General features: G+C 41.9%; 18 protein-coding genes and 1 pseudogene. 9 read left to right on the plus strand and 10 right to left on the minus strand.

The features are described 5' to 3' along the window. Window positions 1-152 precede the first annotated feature (152 nt). Together L650_RS0118335 and dnaQ are read right to left on the minus strand one after the other, a co-directional pair. The gene (locus L650_RS0118335) at window positions 153-1,523 is read right to left on the minus strand and encodes a TIGR03503 family protein (protein ID WP_004585982.1); all 1,371 of its coding nucleotides are present in this window, start codon (window positions 1,521-1,523) and stop codon (window positions 153-155) included. Window positions 1,524-1,531: 8 nt separating this feature from the next. Then, a complete protein-coding gene (gene dnaQ, locus L650_RS0118340; RefSeq protein WP_004585981.1) occupies window positions 1,532-2,245 on the minus strand; it encodes a DNA polymerase III subunit epsilon in 714 nt (237 codons plus the stop codon). 68 nt (window positions 2,246-2,313) lie between these two features. On the opposite strand from dnaQ, the gene rnhA reads away from it, so the two are divergent. Beyond that, window positions 2,314-2,778, plus strand: a complete 465-nt coding sequence (gene rnhA, locus L650_RS0118345) for a ribonuclease HI (RefSeq protein ID WP_004585980.1) — start codon at window positions 2,314-2,316, stop codon at window positions 2,776-2,778. A 78-nt stretch (window positions 2,779-2,856) separates the two neighbouring features. Here the strand turns inward: rnhA and L650_RS0118350 are convergent, their stop codons facing one another. Next, entirely contained in the window at window positions 2,857-3,633 is a 777-nt protein-coding gene (locus L650_RS0118350) for a class I SAM-dependent methyltransferase (RefSeq protein ID WP_004585979.1), read from the minus strand. Window positions 3,634-3,686: 53 nt separating this feature from the next. Here L650_RS0118350 and gloB point away from each other — a divergent pair, with 53 nt between their 5' ends. Together gloB and L650_RS0118360 are read left to right on the plus strand one after the other, a co-directional pair. Then, entirely contained in the window at window positions 3,687-4,460 is a 774-nt protein-coding gene (gene gloB / locus L650_RS0118355; RefSeq protein ID WP_029774009.1) for a hydroxyacylglutathione hydrolase, read from the plus strand. Window positions 4,461-4,644: 184 nt separating this feature from the next. After that, on the plus strand, window positions 4,645-6,222 hold the full coding sequence (locus L650_RS0118360) for a LysM peptidoglycan-binding domain-containing protein (RefSeq protein ID WP_024033687.1): 1,578 nt from the start codon (window positions 4,645-4,647) through the stop codon (window positions 6,220-6,222). A 274-nt stretch (window positions 6,223-6,496) separates the two neighbouring features. On the opposite strand, the gene L650_RS0118365 is transcribed toward L650_RS0118360, so the two are convergent. Genes L650_RS0118365 through L650_RS0118375 form a run of 3 tightly spaced genes read right to left on the minus strand, consistent with a single transcriptional unit; the run spans window position 6,497 to window position 8,023 of the window. After that, window positions 6,497-6,946 (minus strand): flavodoxin, encoded by a 450-nt coding sequence (locus tag L650_RS0118365; protein ID WP_024033689.1) that lies wholly within the window; start codon window positions 6,944-6,946, stop codon window positions 6,497-6,499. Continuing rightward, window positions 6,946-7,710: a tRNA pseudouridine(65) synthase TruC gene (truC, locus tag L650_RS0118370; RefSeq protein WP_029774010.1), complete on the minus strand. Its 765-nt coding sequence runs from the start codon at window positions 7,708-7,710 to the stop codon at window positions 6,946-6,948. The genes L650_RS0118365 and truC overlap by 1 nt, the downstream gene beginning before the upstream one ends. Further along, window positions 7,703-8,023, minus strand: coding sequence for a YqcC family protein (locus L650_RS0118375; RefSeq protein ID WP_029774011.1), 321 nt, complete (start codon window positions 8,021-8,023; stop codon window positions 7,703-7,705). The genes truC and L650_RS0118375 overlap by 8 nt, the downstream gene beginning before the upstream one ends. A 105-nt stretch (window positions 8,024-8,128) precedes the next feature. Here L650_RS0118375 and L650_RS0118380 point away from each other — a divergent pair, with 105 nt between their 5' ends. Both L650_RS0118380 and L650_RS0118385 read left to right on the plus strand, forming a co-directional pair. Beyond that, on the plus strand, window positions 8,129-9,157 hold the full coding sequence (locus tag L650_RS0118380; RefSeq protein WP_004585973.1) for a DUF3549 family protein: 1,029 nt from the start codon (window positions 8,129-8,131) through the stop codon (window positions 9,155-9,157). Then, complete coding sequence (locus L650_RS0118385; RefSeq protein WP_004585972.1) at window positions 9,157-9,456, plus strand: DUF3301 domain-containing protein; 300 nt, start codon at window positions 9,157-9,159, stop codon at window positions 9,454-9,456. Before L650_RS0118380 ends, L650_RS0118385 begins: the two co-directional genes overlap by 1 nt. A 742-nt stretch (window positions 9,457-10,198) precedes the next feature. On the opposite strand, the pseudogene L650_RS0118395 reads toward L650_RS0118385, so the two are convergent. Then, a pseudogene (locus L650_RS0118395) lies at window positions 10,199-10,847 on the minus strand (GNAT family N-acetyltransferase). 211 nt (window positions 10,848-11,058) lie between these two features. Here L650_RS0118395 and L650_RS0118400 point away from each other — a divergent pair. The 3 genes from L650_RS0118400 to L650_RS0118410 all read left to right on the plus strand — a co-directional run bounded on the left by L650_RS0118400 (window position 11,059) and on the right by L650_RS0118410 (window position 12,618). After that, on the plus strand, window positions 11,059-11,298 hold the full coding sequence (locus L650_RS0118400) for a DUF2789 domain-containing protein (RefSeq protein WP_004585970.1): 240 nt from the start codon (window positions 11,059-11,061) through the stop codon (window positions 11,296-11,298). 269 nt (window positions 11,299-11,567) lie between these two features. Next, entirely contained in the window at window positions 11,568-11,831 is a 264-nt protein-coding gene (locus tag L650_RS0118405; RefSeq protein WP_004585969.1) for a hypothetical protein, read from the plus strand. Between the two features lie 13 nt (window positions 11,832-11,844). Further along, entirely contained in the window at window positions 11,845-12,618 is a 774-nt protein-coding gene (locus L650_RS0118410) for a Zn-ribbon-containing protein (protein WP_029774012.1), read from the plus strand. A gap of 224 nt (window positions 12,619-12,842) precedes the next feature. Here L650_RS0118410 and syd read toward each other — a convergent pair whose 3' ends face one another. Further along, window positions 12,843-13,382, minus strand: coding sequence for a SecY-interacting protein (gene syd, locus L650_RS0118415; RefSeq protein ID WP_029774013.1), 540 nt, complete (start codon window positions 13,380-13,382; stop codon window positions 12,843-12,845). A 59-nt stretch (window positions 13,383-13,441) separates the two neighbouring features. On the opposite strand from syd, the gene queF reads away from it, so the two are divergent. Then, on the plus strand, window positions 13,442-14,287 hold the full coding sequence (gene queF / locus L650_RS0118420; RefSeq protein WP_029774014.1) for an NADPH-dependent 7-cyano-7-deazaguanine reductase QueF: 846 nt from the start codon (window positions 13,442-13,444) through the stop codon (window positions 14,285-14,287). Between the two features lie 64 nt (window positions 14,288-14,351). Here queF and L650_RS0118425 read toward each other — a convergent pair whose 3' ends face one another. Further along, window positions 14,352-15,233, minus strand: coding sequence for a peptidylprolyl isomerase (locus L650_RS0118425; RefSeq protein ID WP_029774015.1), 882 nt, complete (start codon window positions 15,231-15,233; stop codon window positions 14,352-14,354). Window positions 15,234-15,253: 20 nt separating this feature from the next. Continuing rightward, window positions 15,254-17,118: translocation/assembly module TamB domain-containing protein (locus L650_RS0118430; RefSeq protein WP_029774016.1), on the minus strand; the 1,865-nt coding region annotated here is incomplete at its 5' end.

The raw sequence follows: 17,118 nt of genomic DNA on the forward strand, positions 1-17,118 counted from the left end.
CCCGCGACCCCCGGCGTGACAGGCCGGTATTCTAACCAACTGAACTACCACTCCGCATTTTCGTTTCTGCTTAGGTCTCCCTTTGCAGCGGCGTGAATAATACGAATCAGCCCCTACTTCGTCAAGGGCTTTTTTGTTTTTTTACAGGTTTTTTAGTCATCTGACATCGAAAGGTTTAAAATTTCACCTGATTTGTCACTTTTTGAGCCATTTTTGCCGACTTGATTTTTTTCTGCATCGGCGTTGCTCTCATCGTTTACTTTCTTTTTGTTTAAAAAAGGCAGTTTAAAGTTAAATTTGATTGGCTTTTTCTGTACAAAAATACGAATTGCTAACCACCCTAACAATAAAATGAGCAAATTACAGCCCACTATTAAAGTCACTAATGTAGAAGTGGCCATTTTTTCTTCAACGGGTTCAGCTTCCAAGGCCAGATTTTGATCAATAAGCGTAGCAGGGTCTATTTCTGGTACTGCTTCTATTGGCCTTTCTATCTCAAATTTGTATGTTGGTATTGTGGCCATAAACTCACGACCGTTTATATTAGTGCCAAAAACAGACAGTTCAACGCTGTATCTTCCCCAATCATAGTTTTTAATTGCTAGTTGGCGTGTATCACCCGCTTGCGCGTCAATTGTAAACATTTGCTCTTCATTATTAGGGTAATAAATTTTTCCCTGCACAATAACGGTTTCGGGTTTAACTATGTTGCTATCTATATTAATAGTTAGCTGGTGATCGTCAGTATCAAGCTCTGCCAGTGCGACCTCAGATTTAAATGGTGGTTCATGCACAATGATAGGGTCTTGAACAATGCGTCGCTGTAATAAGGGGGTCGCTATATAGAGTTCTGGTGTCCACTGCCCTGCAGGAAAGTCTAATTTAAATTCGCCAGTAAACACTCCATCGTTGGGGCGTTCATCAAAGCCACGGCCATCGTCTTTAAATTCGGCAACTTCTTGAGTGCCTGCACCAAAGTTTGCATAGCTTTCATCGTTGGTACTTACAAAGTCAACGTTTAGGCTTACTACATCTGTGAATAAGTTAGCATCGATAGGCTCATCATCATTTAGAATTTCGCCCGTTATTTTTATTGTCTCGCCTCTAAATAACATAGGAGGTAATGGCTGTGCTTTTAAAGACACTTCCCCTAACACCACAATGCGGCTGTCGGGCAAAATGCGGCCAATAACTTGCCATGGGCCAGCCATCGGTTTTTTTATGGTGATTAAGTCGTAACTAAGCTCATCAAACCAATCGAGGTTGGGATCTTTAACGGCGTTAGTGGCAAAGTACTTGCTGCCATCGGGCCTGACTAAAATAACCGCGGGCGAACCTGGCTTTCTAAAAAATAGTAAGGTTATTTCGTCTAATTGGCTGTCTATACGAAAACGGTTATCTAGCAGCGGTATTTCATTTTGTTCGCCGTCGCGTTTAAGCAGCTCTACTTGCTTAACGGCAAACGCACTGGCGCTAAACAGTGAGGTGGCGCACAATACAGTTATAAAATACATCGTTTTCATAGTTGGCCTTATTCAGCGCGCCATAAACAGTGGCCGCCTTCTTTGTCTACAAGATCGAGTCGTGCTTCGTGTGCGCTTTGCTCAGCGTCGTTTGCGCGCAATACAACTAAAGGTGCTCGGTCACTACTTAAGCGTCTTATGCCACCAGTCTGTTGCTCACTGCCGTCATCTTTATTTTGGTTTAAGTTTAGCTTGGTTTGCCCGCCCGTCATGGCAAGGTAAACATCGGCTAAAATTTCAGAATCCAGTAATGCGCCGTGTAATGTTCGTTTTGCGTTGTCTATATCGTAACGGCGGCACAAAGCATCTAGGTTGTTCTTTTGACCAGGATGCAAGTCACGCGCCATTTTAAGGGTGTCGAGAACTTGGCAGTACTCGTGCGTATTTGGGTAGCCTTGGTTAAGCAGCGCAAACTCGTTATCCATATGGCCCACATCGAACGGAGCGTTATGTATTACAAGCTCTGCACCTTTAATGTAGTCAAAAAACTCTTGCGCTATATCGCGGTAAAGTGGTTTATCACGTAAAAACTCGTTGGTAATACCGTGAACATCTATTGCTTCTTCTTCAATGCTGCGTTGTGGGTTAATGTAAACATGAAAATTATTACCGGTTAAACGTCGGTTTATTAATTCTACGCACCCAATTTCTATAATGCGGTGCCCCTGTTTGGGGTCGATGCCGGTGGTTTCTGTATCTAAAACTATTTGTCTACGTGCCATATCGAATTTAGCCTGACTCTGGTATCTTTCTATAATCACTTTATTGTACATAATATCAAGGTAAAACAGTGCAAAAAACCGTAGAGATTTACACCGATGGCTCATGTTTAGGTAATCCGGGCCCTGGTGGTTATGGTATTTTTATGATTTATAACGGCCACGAAAAAAAATTAAGCCAAGGGTATAAGCTCACCACAAACAACCGTATGGAAATGCTCGCTGCCATTGTTGCCCTTGAATCACTTACCCGCCCTTGCACCGTTAACCTCACCACAGATAGCCAATATGTTAAGCAGGGTATTGAGTCGTGGATTGCAAATTGGAAAAAAAGGGGCTGGCAAACATCGGCAAAAAAGCCGGTTAAAAATGTTGATTTATGGAAGCGACTTGATAGCGCTTGTAGCGAGCACACGGTTACATGGAAATGGGTAAAGGGACATAGCGGGCATAAATATAACGAAATAGTTGACGATTTAGCACGTGACGCTGCAGGCAGTAGCAACCTACTTGATGATGTAGGGTATCAGCCTTAACCCGTCAAAGCTTTCGCACTTTTTAATGCCATGAGTTTAAGGCTCATGGCTGGGTTAAAAAGTGCCTACTTACATTTTTTAACTATTATTATTTTTTTGCTCACACTGTTTAAAGTGCTGCTTTGAGGTTTGTCTAAGCCCTGCCCCTTTTACAGGTGAAAACTGCGGCCTTGCATGCCACTTAGGTTTTATAGGCGTAAGCGGAGCCACGCGTTTTCGCGCCACCAGCATATACACACTCCCCATAGGTTTTAAATACTGTTTGGCAAAACTGCGCCAAAATGCAAACCGCGAAAGCCTGTTACCACGCGCAAGAGATGAGTAAATAAAGCGCTCATCGCTAATAATTTCAAACCCCAATAAATTAAGCCAATCTTTTACCCGCGCAGGCGTAAAAAAACGCCCCGTCCACGGCAGCTTTTGGCCGCTAAAGGGCAACATTTGCGCCAATCCACATAAACTAAACGGATTAAATCCGGTAATAACAATGTAACCACCGGGTATAAGTGTGCGATGCGCCTCGCGTAATATGTGATGTGGGTCTGAGTGATACTCTAAGCAGTGGCTTAAAATACACGCATCAACACTGTGCTCATAAAAAGGCAGTTCGTCTATATCGGCTATCACACCTGTGTAAGGCCCCTCTTCGGCAACACATACTTGGTGTTTTATAGTGCTTACGCTGGTATTAAGCTCGCCACTTAAATTACCTAATTTAAGCATATGGTAACCAAACATACGCGGCAGCCATTGATCCATTTTTTGTTCAATGTCAGCACGTAAATAATCCCCATGAGGGAACTGCTGCCATGACAGCGGTTTGGGTCCTTCTTGAAAACTAAGGGCTGGTTTCATTTTTATAGCTCGTTATACTAGGTGTTACCCGTCACTTTATAGAGCAAATTAATATGGTGCAAGTTAAAGCAATTAAAGCATTTTCTGACAATTATATTTGGTGTTTAACTACCCATAATAGCGACCTAGCGTGGGTGGTTGACCCAGGCGACGCCCAGCCCGTTATGGCGCATTTAGCAGAGCATAACTTAAAGCTTGGTGGCATTTTAATTACCCATCATCACAGCGATCATACCGGTGGCGTAGCCGAGCTTGTAAAACAGTTTTCAAACATTGCAGTGTACGGTCCTATTAACAGTCCGTTTGCGGGGATCACCAATACACTGGTTGATGGCGATAGAATTGAGGTATTGGGTACGCGTTTTAACATTATTACCACCCCTGGCCATACGCTTGATCACATTTGTTATATTCATGAAGAGTTGGCTTTTACTGGCGATACGCTTTTTAGTGGGGGCTGCGGGCGATTATTTGAAGGGACGCCTGAGCAAATGTGGGAGTCGTTTAATAAGCTGCGTGAGCTACCTAAAACCTGTAAAGTGTATTGCACGCATGAATATACACAAGCTAATTTAGCATTTGCAAAAGCCGTTGAGCCGCGTACCCCTGAGCTACTCCAATACAGCGACAAAGTAGATGCACAGCGTGCTAAGGGCGAAATTACACTGCCAAGTACAATAGGCCAAGAGCTTAAAGTTAATCCGTTTATGCGCAGCGGCCTACCTACTATTACAGAGTTAATTCCAAAAGAATTTGTGTTGGTTACAAAAAACAATGAACCATGGGAAAACTTTGCAAGTCTGAGACGATTCAAAGACAACTTTTAGTTAAGATATGTTGACCTGTTGTAATTAATTTTGCAGCATCGTGGTTAGGTATATCCTAGGTAAAACCATTGGTTTAAAAATAGCGAATGGTTTTATCAACATGTTAAAGTTGGTCGTTAAGTGGCAATGTTGACTCATAACGGGTAGTATTCGCCGAGTTTTTTTACCTGATGTATTGGTATATATGAATAAATCTCCTCTATTAATTGCCTTGGCGCTTGCGCTAAGTGGTTGTCAAACATTAACAACCGTAGATTCAGACGCACAAGCTGCTACCCAAGCTAATAAGCGCTTAGAAGGCGCAAGCCCTAACGATATTAACAATGCATTGATGGTAAACGCCCAATATCAACACGTTGAGCAGAGCGAAGACGCCCCTGTTTTTGACGATGTGTGGGAGCGCATTCGCTACCAACTGTCTATTGATGTACCGCAAAACCGCCCTGTTGTTACCGAGCGTAATTACTATGCGCGTCATCAAGCTTATTTAGACCGCATTTCAAAACGCGCAGAACCTTACTTACACTTTATTGTTGAAGAAGTAGAAAAGCGCGAAATGCCTATCGAAATTGCCCTTTTACCTATTGTAGAAAGCGCGTTTGACCCATTTGGCTACTCTAATCGCAGTGCTTCGGGTATTTGGCAATTTATGCCAGCCACTGGCGAGCGTTTTGATTTAAAACAAAACTGGTGGTACGACGGCCGACGCGACATAGTGCAATCTACGCGTGCTGCCCTTGATTACTTATCGTATTTACACAAAACCCTTGAAGGCGATTGGTTAAACGCCATTGCCGCTTATAATTCAGGCGAAGGGCGTTTAATGCGTGCGATTAAGAAAAATCGTAAAAAGCATTTACCAACAGACTTTTGGTCTCTCGACTTACCAAGCGAAACCACCGCGTATGTACCAAAGCTTTTAGCCCTTGCCGATTTATTAAAACGCGCTGATGAGTTTAATGTAAAATGGAAACCGGTTATCAACGCGCAAGTTGTAGAAGTGGTTGATGTAGGCACGCAGATTGACTTAGCACTGGCCGCAGATATGGCCGATATGACTCTTACTGAGCTATACAGGTTAAACCCAGGCTTTAACCGCTGGGCGACCGACCCTAACGGTCCGCATTTTTTACTATTACCCACCGATAAAGCGGAACAATTCAGCCAAAAGCTGGCGCAAACCGATGTTAAAGACCGCTTACGCTGGCAGCAATACACTGTGGCGCGCGGAGATAGCCTATCGGTTATTGCTAAAAAGTTTACCACCAGCACCAGTGCTATTCGCTCGCTTAATAAATTAAAGTCAAACACCATACGTATTGGCCAACAGTTATTAGTACCCTTAACCGATGGCGCAATTAATAGCGAACATTTACCTAAGCAAATGCGTTTAGCTGCTAATAAAGCCACCCGTACTAAGCTGTCGCACACGGTTAAAAGTGGCGACACCCTGTGGGACATTAGTCGCGAATACGATGTCACCATGGATGAGCTGGCCTCGTGGAATAAACTGAAGAAAAACTCAGTATTGCGCTTAAATCAAAAGCTCACTGTTTATAAATCAGCGAGTAAACCACAAGCAACTGCAAGTACTAATCGCACCATTACGTACAAAGTACGCCGTGGTGACTCGCTTGCACGTATTGCGTCTAAATTTAATTTAACCGTAAACGAAATTATTAAGTGGAATAACTTAGCCGGCCAAAAGTATTTACAGCCTGGCCAAAAGTTAAAGCTTAAGGTTGATGTAAGAAGTAGTTAACCCAAGGTTTAATAATTAAAAAAGGAGCGCATGCGCTCCTTTTTTTGTACACATAAGCAGTTAATACCAATTCGCTTAATTAAGTGCTCTATTTTCAGGCCGGAAAAACGTATTAATAGCTAGGCAATAAATTCGCTATTTAATTGTTCTCGGCAATTGCTCCTGCATGGCTCTACCTTCTGTATTTATGCAGTCGTAAATGGGAATTTTTTAACGCAGCTAGCGACACGTTTAACCCCGCAAAATGATTAAGCATTATTGCGCATTAGTGTTACTAAGCTGGTAATTTTTCAAGCCATGCTTTTAACCACGGCTCTGCTACAGGCCATGGCTCAAAGTCTTCGCAGGCATCTATTTCTAAACGGTTTCCTACCGGCTTAGCTTGCAAGTCACGTAGTAGCTCATCAAAGCTGCGCCCTGCACCGCAAAACGTATCGCCGTAGCATCTATCGCCCATGGCTATAACACCAAATGGCTTATCAGTTAGCATCGGAAATGTGCTATTCATAGCAAAGTAGAGCCCTGCTAAATTGCTAGGTACATCGCCTTGTCCTGTGGTAGAGGTAACAACTAATATATGTGAGGCGTTTTTTATATCATCAAGTGAGGCTTCACTAATAACGCTCGCAGTGTGCCCTGCTTTTTCAATTGTATTTGCAACGTCGTAGCTTAAACGTTCTGCTCCGCCGTTAACGCTGCCTACAAAAATACTAATATGTGCCATTAATAATCCTTTTCTTGCTGTGGCCAACCTAGTTGCTTACATATACTAAGCATGTCTTCACCTAGTGGCGCTTTAATTACGATGGGTTTATGCCTGTAAGGGTGCACAAAACTAAGCTGCGTTGCAAATAGCATTAACCGCTGCAGTGCAAAATGCTCCCTAAAAAATTGATTATGCTGGTTATCACCATGGTTTACATCACCAATAATAGGTATTGATAAATGATTAAGGTGGCGCCTAATTTGATGCTTTCGCCCCGTTTTTGGGAAACACTCTACGAGCGAGTAACGCACCGTGGGGTATTTACCAATAGGAATTGGTAGCGTGGCTTGATGCAGACAATAAAATTGCGTTTGCGCCGCTTGTGGCGCTTTATTTTGCGAGGCAAATTTGTCAGCTATTTTATCAAGCTCTTCTTTTAACGGTTTATCTAAAAACACCGATTCAGGCGCAAAACCACGTACAAGCGCTAAATAACGTTTTGTTATAGTGCCTTCAATAAAAAGCTTGTTCATGTCTCGGGCAGATTCTGAACTTAAAGCAAATAGCAGCACACCTGATGTTGGTCTATCTAGCCTATGCACCGGAAATACATGTTGCCCTAATTGGTCGCGCAGCATCTGCATTGCAAATTGAGTTTCGTGTTTATCTAAAAAAGAGCGATGAACCAATAAGCCTGCGGGCTTATCTATGGCAACAAAGTATTCGTCTTGGTAAAGAATATTAAGCTCGCCGTACTCTACAGGTTCACCCTTTTCAGTCATGGGGTTTACCTAAAAAAGCATCAAGTTCACTAAGTAGCGTTATAATTTCGCCGCTGCCGGTTTTATCCACTAACGCCATTTCTGCCATAGGCGCAATGGCAAAATTTTGCGGCAATGGTTGGTTAAGCGTTATTAATTGCTGCATTTTTTCAATAAATACAAACTGTAACCATTGCTCAAATGCCATGGTATCGTGACAAAAAGGCACTTGAGATTGTAATTTATGCGCCTCTATTGGCGTGCTTTGCCACAGCTTATGTTTTTTTAAAAGTGTGCTTAATTGGTTTAAATAAGCCTGCGTTTGCTGATACATAACCACTCTTCTTTTTACGTTATAGGGCAATTATACCCTGTTCCCTCAATGCCTGCTATGGCGTATAATTGAGGCAATTTTGCAGTAAAAACAATTGAGATAACGATGAGCGAACACATAGCGACACTTGGCCAACTTTTAGATGGCGCCGGTACACAATGGCGTGCTTTTGATATTGGTAGGCATATTACTAAGCTTGATAAAAAACAGTTTTTAGCTATTGAGCAAGCGCAAGTTCCTTATCCTTATCCGCTTGCGGGGCATGCATGGCTGGCTATTCAATTTTGGGATAGCAAAGCAAGTAAAGAACCTTATGTATGGTTTTTGAAGTTTCCACTTGATGAGCAAAGTAAATTAGTGAGCGCGAGCCGCGATCATTTCGCTAATATGGTAATTGAAGCCCTAGGCAGCGAGATTACCGGCGAGCAAGCCGATGGTAAGCTAGATAATAACCCTTATGTGTTTACCCCTAATGCAAATAAATTAGCGGCTTTTAACGCCCAACTTAAAGTATTGTTAAAGCAACCAGCCTCTAAATATTACGAGCACACGCAGCTATACTTTAGTGGCACTTTAGGTTTTGATGATTGGCAAAGCGTTGCGCTACAAGGGATTGCCGATTTTGCACTGCGCCTAAATAACGACAACAACTTAGCAAACTTGCAAAAAGCTTGGCCGCATTTACCACTAGAGGTATTGCAGCCTTTGAGCGCCATGCTAGAACATGTAGAAATACCGCCATCACTCAGTGAGCTTTTAGTCGCCTATGGCCACACTGCCATTGAAAATAACGATACAATTGCACTAACTGCCGCACTGCGTTCACTTTCAAAAGGCCAAGCGCAAGGGCTGTGTACACAACTAGTAGATGCTGCATTAAGCTCATCTGTTGGCACTGATTCAGATGTACTTTTAACGATTGCAGGGCGATGCTTTTCTCAACTAGAAGAGCCTGAGCGCTTACATATTTTTATGGATAATTGTGCGCACCACCAGCAAATTGCCGAGCTATTCCCGAGTATCTTTGCTGATTTAGTTGCAATACCCACTATACGCCCACATTTATTAGGCTTATTACGTAAAGAAAATCGCAGCGAAACGCTCGCTCGCGCAATTGGAAGGTTGTTCTCTTAATGGCTACTTTGTGGACGTTTATCGCCATTGGCGCTGTAATTTACTTATTTTGGCTAAACCGAAAAGTAGCAGAAGCTGCTAACAGTCATGCCGCGCGCCAAGCTGAGCAATTACAGGTTCAGTTAATGAGCGTAGCGTGCACAAAACGCCGCTTTGGCATTTTAAAAAATGGCAAACCGGGGATCAAAAGCGAATTTATGTTTGAGTTTTCAAGTGATGGCGAAAATGCCTATCAAGGTATTTTAATTATGGAAAATGAAATGCTAAAAAGCGTTGTTGTGCCGCCACACAAAATTTAATTCTAATCGTTAAAACCGGTGGGGTTAAAGTGAAACCACTAAAATAAGTTAATACATAAAACTAAGGCGTAACAAAAGTTACGCCCCACTCTTACAGCATCCTGCTCGTTATCCTTGACCCAAAATCCGTATTATCATCCCCTGAACGAGTAAACAACCCTATTTACCCTCAACATTGCATCCTGCAAAATCCATAACCATCCTGGCTAACCCACGTAAACTAACGCTTGGCTACTTACTGTAGCATCATCCTTGGTCATCCTTTTAAGTAGCTCCTGCCACTTTAAATGCATCCTGCATTTTCCACTTGCCGCCTTGGCCATCCTGCGTAAACTAACGCTCCTGCTACTTCCTGTAGCCTCATCCGTAAATATCCTTAAGTAGTTCCAACTACTAAGCGCTTCATGCACTTCCTAGTTCGTCCTTGCGTCCTTTTTAACTTGTCCTTTATGCTTCCTGCTAGCATCTGCTATGTTGCCTATTCCGTATCCTTGGCAGTAGCTTAGTCATTAAGCTATGTCGTCTTGACAAGTTAAATACTACGCGAGTTTGGGTTTCATCCTACTAGGTAAACAAAATTAATTTTTCGTAATATATATGAAAAAAATATAAAACCCTATATAGAACAAAAGCTTACCCTATTAAAGCTGCATTTATGAACGACCGTAACTGATAATGCGCACGTCAATGTAAGATATGTCTCACGGGCATATGTCCGTAATGGCGCTTATCGCTTACAGACTTACTTTGCATATGGTTTAAAAAGAAGCTCTCCGGATACTTTATTAAAGGCAAGTGCTTTATATGTGCTAAATCCTTCTGATTTAAAAAACGTATTATGCTCTTGGCGTGTAACAAAAACGGCAAGCCCTTTAGCCCCTGTGTTTTTAGTTGCTAAATCATCTAAGCCTCGTAACAGGTAGCGCCCAAGCCCGTGGCCTTGCACGTGCGGGTCTACCGCAATAAACGCTAAATAGTAGTAATCGCCAATCTCATTAAGCGCAGTGCGTATTGTTTGCTCTTTTTCTATTAGTTGGTTGGTTTGCAAATACCCTGCGCTCAGCATTAACTTTAAGCGCCAATGCCAATAACGCTCTGGTTGTAATTGGCTGCTTGACTCAAATACACACGCCACCGCTTTTAATTTATCATCGCGGTACAAGCCTATTAATGGCAGNCAGCTTTTCTTGCCAAAAAGCACTGAGCTCTTCGCGTATCACTGAACGTAATTTTTTCTCGTAGGCAGCCATATTATGTTGATCATAACCTAATAAATTTTGAAGGAGCGGATCATCATGATAGGCCTGATAGATTAAACTCCCTGCAGTGCTTATATCTTCAGGGGCAAGGTATTGTACGCTTAATGTGTGCTCATTAGAGGTGACTGTCATTGTGTATCCTTTTTGCTTTACTACCCTCAACGTTGCCAAACTATTTACCGTATATAAAGTAATTGGTAATTGTATGGCGAAAATGTTTATCTATACTGCAAGTTAACTATATACCTAAAGCAAAAATACCGTCAATTCAGCGAGTGTTTAACTAGCAAAGCCTATAGTCTGGCTCTAAGCTTGGTTTAATTTAATCAGATGGAGTAATAATATGGATACGACAAAACACGATATGAAAACGTTGTTTGCACAATTGGGTTTACCTAGCTCAGAACAACAGATTGACGATTTTATTGCTTCTCACTCACTAGAAGACACAACGCTTTTACAACAAGCTCCTTTTTGGGATGAATCACAGCAGCATTTTTTAGCAGAATCGCTAGCAGAAGATGGCGCGTGGAGTGAAGTAATTGATGAACTTGATGTGAGGCTTCGCCAAGAAGGTAAGTAATACTAATTTGCTCAATTATGCGACCTATTTTGAGGTTCGATAAACGTGTTTATAGCTAAGCAAAAATTCACTATTGGCTGTTCTAAATGAAAAATTTTTAACACAGGTAGCGACCCGTTTAGCCCCTCAAAATGATTAAGTATTATTGCGAATTGGTATAATCCCCCCTCTGCTTATACCAAGGCTTTATGCGCCTTGGTATTGTTGCTACTATAGCACCCGCGCAGCAAACACTTGCTGCGCTTATATATTAAAGAGTTACAAATCTAATGAATGCAGTTGTATTTGATGCAATTAAAGTCCTTCTTGATGAAGGCAAAACCCCTACTGTTGCCCTAACTAAAAGCCGTTTAGCACAACCTGTGCCTATGCCGGTTATTATTGCCGCAGTAAGCCAATATAAGAATAACCCTGATTCAATTCATAATTTAATGAAAAACCCTGAGCAGAGCATCGTTGAGCCTAAAACATCTCAACTCGATCGCATTGAGAAAAAACTCGATAGGTTGCTAGCCCTGTTAGAGCAAAAATAATTTGAGACTATAAATGTTCGTTGTTGATTTAACGTTTGACTGCTACCAAGACACCACCCTAGAGCACGCCGAGCAAGCCATTAACCGATTAGTTAATGCACTGCGTTTTAACGGCCAAATTATGGGTGAAGAATTCCCAACTGTACTAAAAGATGGCTATTTTATTACCCGTGTAATGTGCCCAACCGAAGACGCCATGCACCCATTAAATAATAGCCCTTTTGTAAAACACAGTATTGAGAAGCTGCACAGTGCAGGTTTACTTGCTCCTAAAATAAAAGTTATTGGCCAAGACATTCACTCAAACGGTGCCGATACCTGTGAATCGCCTTCAAGCTATATTTTATACACAACCTATGTGCATACCTGTAGCCCACTGTATTGTGGTGATGACTTTTTACCCGTGCCATTATTTACTATTCCGGCCATTGCAAATGGTGATTATAAAACACTCATAAAATGGCAAGAAGATTGGCAAGCCTGCGATCAAATACAAATTAACGGCGCTACTCGCTGTGAATTTCCAGCCCTTGAAGAAATATCAAGCACACAAAGTGACTTATACCGCCGCGGTAAAGACATTGCTAAACGTATCCGCTTTTTAACTCAAAAATCGGTTTATTATTATTTATACCGTGTAGGCGGTGTAGATAAAGCCTCAGAACTTGAGCGGAAATGCCCTAGCTGCAATAGTGAGTGGAAATTGCCAGAGCCGTGGTTTGGGTTATTTGATTTTAGGTGTGAGCCATGTGGGTTGGTATCTAATGTTTCGTGGGATTTTCAGTAACTAAAAGCCTGCACTTTGCAAAATAAAGTTACACACCTTATACAAAATCAGCTTAATGCATTGCACTAAGCTGATTTTTTAATGCTCAATTAAATTAAGTGAAAGCGGCAAGTAAGGCTACAGTATCGTTATTTTTACTGTAATAACTGAGCAACCTTTAACGCATCTTGCACAGGGCTTATACTTCACAATAATTACTATTACTGCACATTGGTTTAATTAATCTAAACCTCAAGCGCTTTTAAAAAAGATTCTATATTGGGTGCAAGTACATGATGCGGCTTTTTACCTACGTACTCCAAACATACCTCACCGGTATTTACCTGCACGGTAACCAGTAAGTCATCTTGCTCAGTTAAACCAATGAATAGGGTTTCTGGCTGCTTTAATTTTCGTTTCATTAATACATGACCGGTAATATTTTGTTGCAGCAGCTCAAAATCATCTTTATTCCAAGCTTGTAATAACTCCACACGGTGACCATCTATACTAGCTAAAATGCTACCTCCATACATGTGCCCATAAAACTCATCAACCCCTGCTGGGAAGCTCAGTTCAAGCGCGCTAGCTAAATCTGATAACGAACCTGCGGGGGTTTGCAAAGCACTTTTCCATTGAATATTGCCTTGTGTGTCTACCTCGCCAAACTCGCAAGGGCTAGGCCATTGTTCATCGTGTGCCATAAGCGGATATTTAGCGGTGTTTTTAACGGTTTTTTCACAAAATTGCGTGTGAAGTTGGGCCATTTGCATTGCAACAGACATACTGCGAAACTCATTTAAATTAGATATAATGTCCCTATTGTAACTATTTAAGAGCAAACATGACAGATTACAGCAATTCTCCAGACCTTAAAGGTAGTGTGTTAGGACAATCTACTGAATACGTAGATGTATATTCGCCTAGCTTGCTTTTTCCTATTGCCCGCAAGTTAAATCGTGATGCTTTAAATGTTGACGAAGCCGAGTTACCCTTTAAAGGCCAAGATATTTGGACAGGTTATGAGCTTTCGTGGTTAAACGCTAAAGGTAAACCGCAGGTTGCCGTGGCGCTGTTTACTTTTGCGTGCCAAAGCAGCCATATTATTGAGTCTAAGTCGTTTAAACTTTACTTAAATAGCTTTAATCAAACCCGCTTTGAAAGTACTGAGGTGGTAAGACAGCATTTAATTAAAGACTTATCAAATGCGGTAAATAGCGATGTAGCGGTAACGTTATACGCACCAGATGACTATAACTGCTTACCTTGCACGCCATTACCTGGGCAATGTATTGACGATTTAGATATTGAAATAGATAACTACGATATTGACGCCTACTCACTTAAATCAAAAAGTGACACCCTGGTTACTGAGACCCTGCACAGCCATTTGCTTAAATCTAACTGCTTAATTACCTCGCAGCCAGATTGGGCCAGTATAATTATTCGTTACACTGGCGAGCAAATATGCCATGAGGCACTCTTGCGTTATTTAATTTCATTTAGAACCCACAATGAGTTTCATGAGCAATGTGTAGAGCGTATTTATAGTGATTTAACCACGCAGCTAAATATTAAAGAGCTTGAAGTTTATGCGCGTTATACACGCCGCGGTGGGCTGGATATAAATCCGTATCGTTCAACGCACTATAACGATACGCCTTTTGCGGTAAAAATTAATCGACAGTAATACCAATCGACTTAAATATCACCATAAAAAAGGAGCTTAAGCTCCTTTTTATACTCGTTATAAGCTAGTCAATGCGCTTAGTCGGAATAGGCATAGCGCACACATCAACATAATTATGGGCGTATACAAACCAAGGTTCGGTACGATTTTTTCGCGCCTCAATCAATTCTCTAAATGATTGCGAGTCTGTTTTCATAACATTAAAGGTGCTTTTATCACGCTTAATATCGGCTAACACCTCAATGTTTGTAATTGGGTTAAATGGCGTATTAGCAACAGGCTTACGCTGTAAACGATTAAAGTGCTCCATACCTTCAAGCACTCTTCCAAATACGGTAATATTTTTATCAAGGTAGCGCGGTCCTTGGCCAATGGTGACAAAAAATTCAGTGCTTGCACTGTTTACCTCATTACCACGTGCCATGGCAAACACACCGTGGCAATGTACCTGCCAAGTTTTTGTATTAGAGGCGTTTTGTGCGACAGCAAAACCGTTTAAAAACCCCGTTACAGGCGCGTACCCATCACCTTGTAGCTCTGTAATTTTAAGCGGCTGTGTGGTGCTATGGTAAAACTCTTCAGGCACAGTTTTATTAGCCGTTTTAATTGCTTTATTGCCTGAGCTGTCGCCTCCTTGAGCTACAAACCCTTCAACAAAACGATAAACACGGGTATTTTTGTAAAAGCCTTCTCGTGCAAGTTGTTTTATGTGCGCAGTATGTTTAGCTGCAAGCTGCGGGTTAAGCTCAACATAAGCCGCCCCTGTAGGCAGCGTAATTTTTAAAACATTTTGCCTGTCTACATTTCGCCATTCGTGCGCTTTAGCATGCTTTATTACCTCGCTTGCGCTACGGATTGGAGTTTGTTGAGTGCCCGCGTGCTGCTCTGTGTGTTGGGCGCAGCCAGTTAATCCTGTTATTAGTGCTGCTAAATATAATCCTTTCATATAATCCTTATACTGCCTATTTAGTCCCAATCAAACTTATAGAGTAAATCAACATTTTGATTTAAACCACTGGTGATCTCTACATAAAATTGCGAAAGCAGCTGATAGCGAATAGCGACCTCGCTGAGCGAGTCAAATACCCCTACGCTGTATTTAACTTGTAAGCTAGGCGCTACATAGCCCGATATTTCAAGCTTAGTGTTATCGCCAGAGCCCGTTGAACTTAAGCTTACATCAGATAAACCAATGGTTTCGCCAACTTTAGATACAACGCCTTCACTGCGGCTCACCCCTTGTGAGAGCAATAACTGAGTAAGCATGGCATCGCTTGAACTGTCGCCCTCGCCTAGCGGCTGCCCATTGAGTAAATAGGCCAGCGCTTGTGCTTGATCCATTGCCGGCTCAGAAAATACTTTTAAGGTAGGCTGCTCAACGTTACCAGTAAGCGTAACACCTGCCACAACATCATTTGCTGTGGTGTCTGGATTACGTATGGCTTTAATATTTAAAAACGGTTGCTCAATTGAGCCACTAAACCCTATTTGCCCAGTACTAATAATTAAATCTTGGCCAAAAGCTAAATACGTACCATCAATTAAATTTAGCTCGCCAGTAGCAATTATAGGGGCGCCCTGGCTCATTTTGATGGCTAAATCACCCGCTATTTTCGACTCAAGACCAAACGATTCTATTTTTACATCGTTTTTAACAATCACTTTTAAATTTACATCGTAATCAAACGGCACGTTTTCTGCCGTTTCAGTTTGTTGATCAACAATAATCTCATCGTCGCTCACTTGAACGGCGCCCTCTGGCAGCTCTTCAATCATTACCCTGCCATAAGGCACAATCACTTCGCCAAACAGCTTTAATGCATTATTTGCAAGTCCAATGGTTAAATCAGGCGATACTTTAAACGTAACGCCTTGCTGCGCGCGTACAAAAAACTGCTCGCCGTTAACGCTTACATTTACCTCAGGCTGGGCGCCTTGCCAATCTACGTCGCCGGTTAGGTTGATTTTACCGCCTTGGGTGTCGTTTAAATTACCTTTAATTGTGGCGGTGGTTTTATCAAATAAAATATTTACATTAGATTTTTGCAATACCACCGGCAACTGCTCACCTTCTAAATTGATATCACTGACATTTAGCTCACCATTTAATAGTGGGTCTTGCAAAGTGCCGGCAACTGCCACGTTACCTGTTATATCGCCTTTTAATTGCTCAAGGGTTTCGAGAAATGGATGTAAGTCTGATAGCAATATTTTATCTATATTAAGGTGACCGTTTAATGTTTGCTGATTTTGAATATCATCAATATTAATTTCGGTGGCTATTTTACCTAGCACACTTGAGCGTAAATCGGCCTCTAGCTTACCCGTTTGAGAATCAGTGTAGGCACTGACTTTTAGCGTTTCGATGGGTAATCTAAACCGGTCTTCCTCAGAGGTAAGAACAGCAACAAGGTCGTGCGCATTTAAATTAGCGCGAAGGGTTTTTAATGCGCCCTCGTTCCAATTTGCAGCAAAGTCGCCGCTTATATCTCCACGCGTACGCATGTTATCTGGTAAAAAGTGTTTAAGCTCTTCAAGCGCTAAATTGCTCAACGTAGCATTAAATTGACCCAAGTTTTTAGTTTGCGCTAGGGTGTTAATACATAGCTCACTTTTGTTTGAGCGCCAGCAATGTGCACTCACATCAAAATCGCTGGTTTGGATATTAAACATCACCGCAATTTTTTTACTATTACTAAAGCTGAGCTTTTTGTCACTTAGCGTTATATTACTGAGCGAGCCATTCCACACGTCATTATTGAGCTTACCGGTTACTTCAAGCTCAGCAGCGCCTTGCTCTGCATCTATGGCGGCAACCAGCTGATGGTCGG

Origin of the sequence: Pseudoalteromonas sp. TB51, assembly GCF_000498055.1 — a bacterium.
Classification (GTDB): Bacteria; Pseudomonadota; Gammaproteobacteria; order Enterobacterales; family Alteromonadaceae; genus Pseudoalteromonas; species Pseudoalteromonas atlantica.

Coding starts and splice junctions, on each gene's coding strand:
- dnaQ (WP_004585981.1), bottom strand. CDS start 2,245: ATGGCACGTAGACAAATAGTTTTAGATACAGAAACCACCGGCATCGAC.
- gloB (WP_029774009.1), top strand. CDS start 3,687: ATGGTGCAAGTTAAAGCAATTAAAGCATTTTCTGACAATTATATTTGG.
- L650_RS0118400 (WP_004585970.1), top strand. CDS start 11,059: ATGGATACGACAAAACACGATATGAAAACGTTGTTTGCACAATTGGGT.
- truC (WP_029774010.1), bottom strand. CDS start 7,710: ATGACTGAAAAGGGTGAACCTGTAGAGTACGGCGAGCTTAATATTCTT.
- L650_RS0118350 (WP_004585979.1), bottom strand. CDS start 3,633: ATGAAACCAGCCCTTAGTTTTCAAGAAGGACCCAAACCGCTGTCATGG.
- queF (WP_029774014.1), top strand. CDS start 13,442: ATGACAGATTACAGCAATTCTCCAGACCTTAAAGGTAGTGTGTTAGGA.
- L650_RS0118365 (WP_024033689.1), bottom strand. CDS start 6,946: ATGGCACATATTAGTATTTTTGTAGGCAGCGTTAACGGCGGAGCAGAA.
- L650_RS0118425 (WP_029774015.1), bottom strand. CDS start 15,233: ATGAAAGGATTATATTTAGCAGCACTAATAACAGGATTAACTGGCTGC.
- L650_RS0118385 (WP_004585972.1), top strand. CDS start 9,157: ATGGCTACTTTGTGGACGTTTATCGCCATTGGCGCTGTAATTTACTTA.
- L650_RS0118405 (WP_004585969.1), top strand. CDS start 11,568: ATGAATGCAGTTGTATTTGATGCAATTAAAGTCCTTCTTGATGAAGGC.
- syd (WP_029774013.1), bottom strand. CDS start 13,382: ATGTCTGTTGCAATGCAAATGGCCCAACTTCACACGCAATTTTGTGAA.
- L650_RS0118380 (WP_004585973.1), top strand. CDS start 8,129: ATGAGCGAACACATAGCGACACTTGGCCAACTTTTAGATGGCGCCGGT.
- L650_RS0118335 (WP_004585982.1), bottom strand. CDS start 1,523: ATGAAAACGATGTATTTTATAACTGTATTGTGCGCCACCTCACTGTTT.
- L650_RS0118375 (WP_029774011.1), bottom strand. CDS start 8,023: ATGTATCAGCAAACGCAGGCTTATTTAAACCAATTAAGCACACTTTTA.
- L650_RS0118410 (WP_029774012.1), top strand. CDS start 11,845: ATGTTCGTTGTTGATTTAACGTTTGACTGCTACCAAGACACCACCCTA.
- L650_RS0118360 (WP_024033687.1), top strand. CDS start 4,645: ATGAATAAATCTCCTCTATTAATTGCCTTGGCGCTTGCGCTAAGTGGT.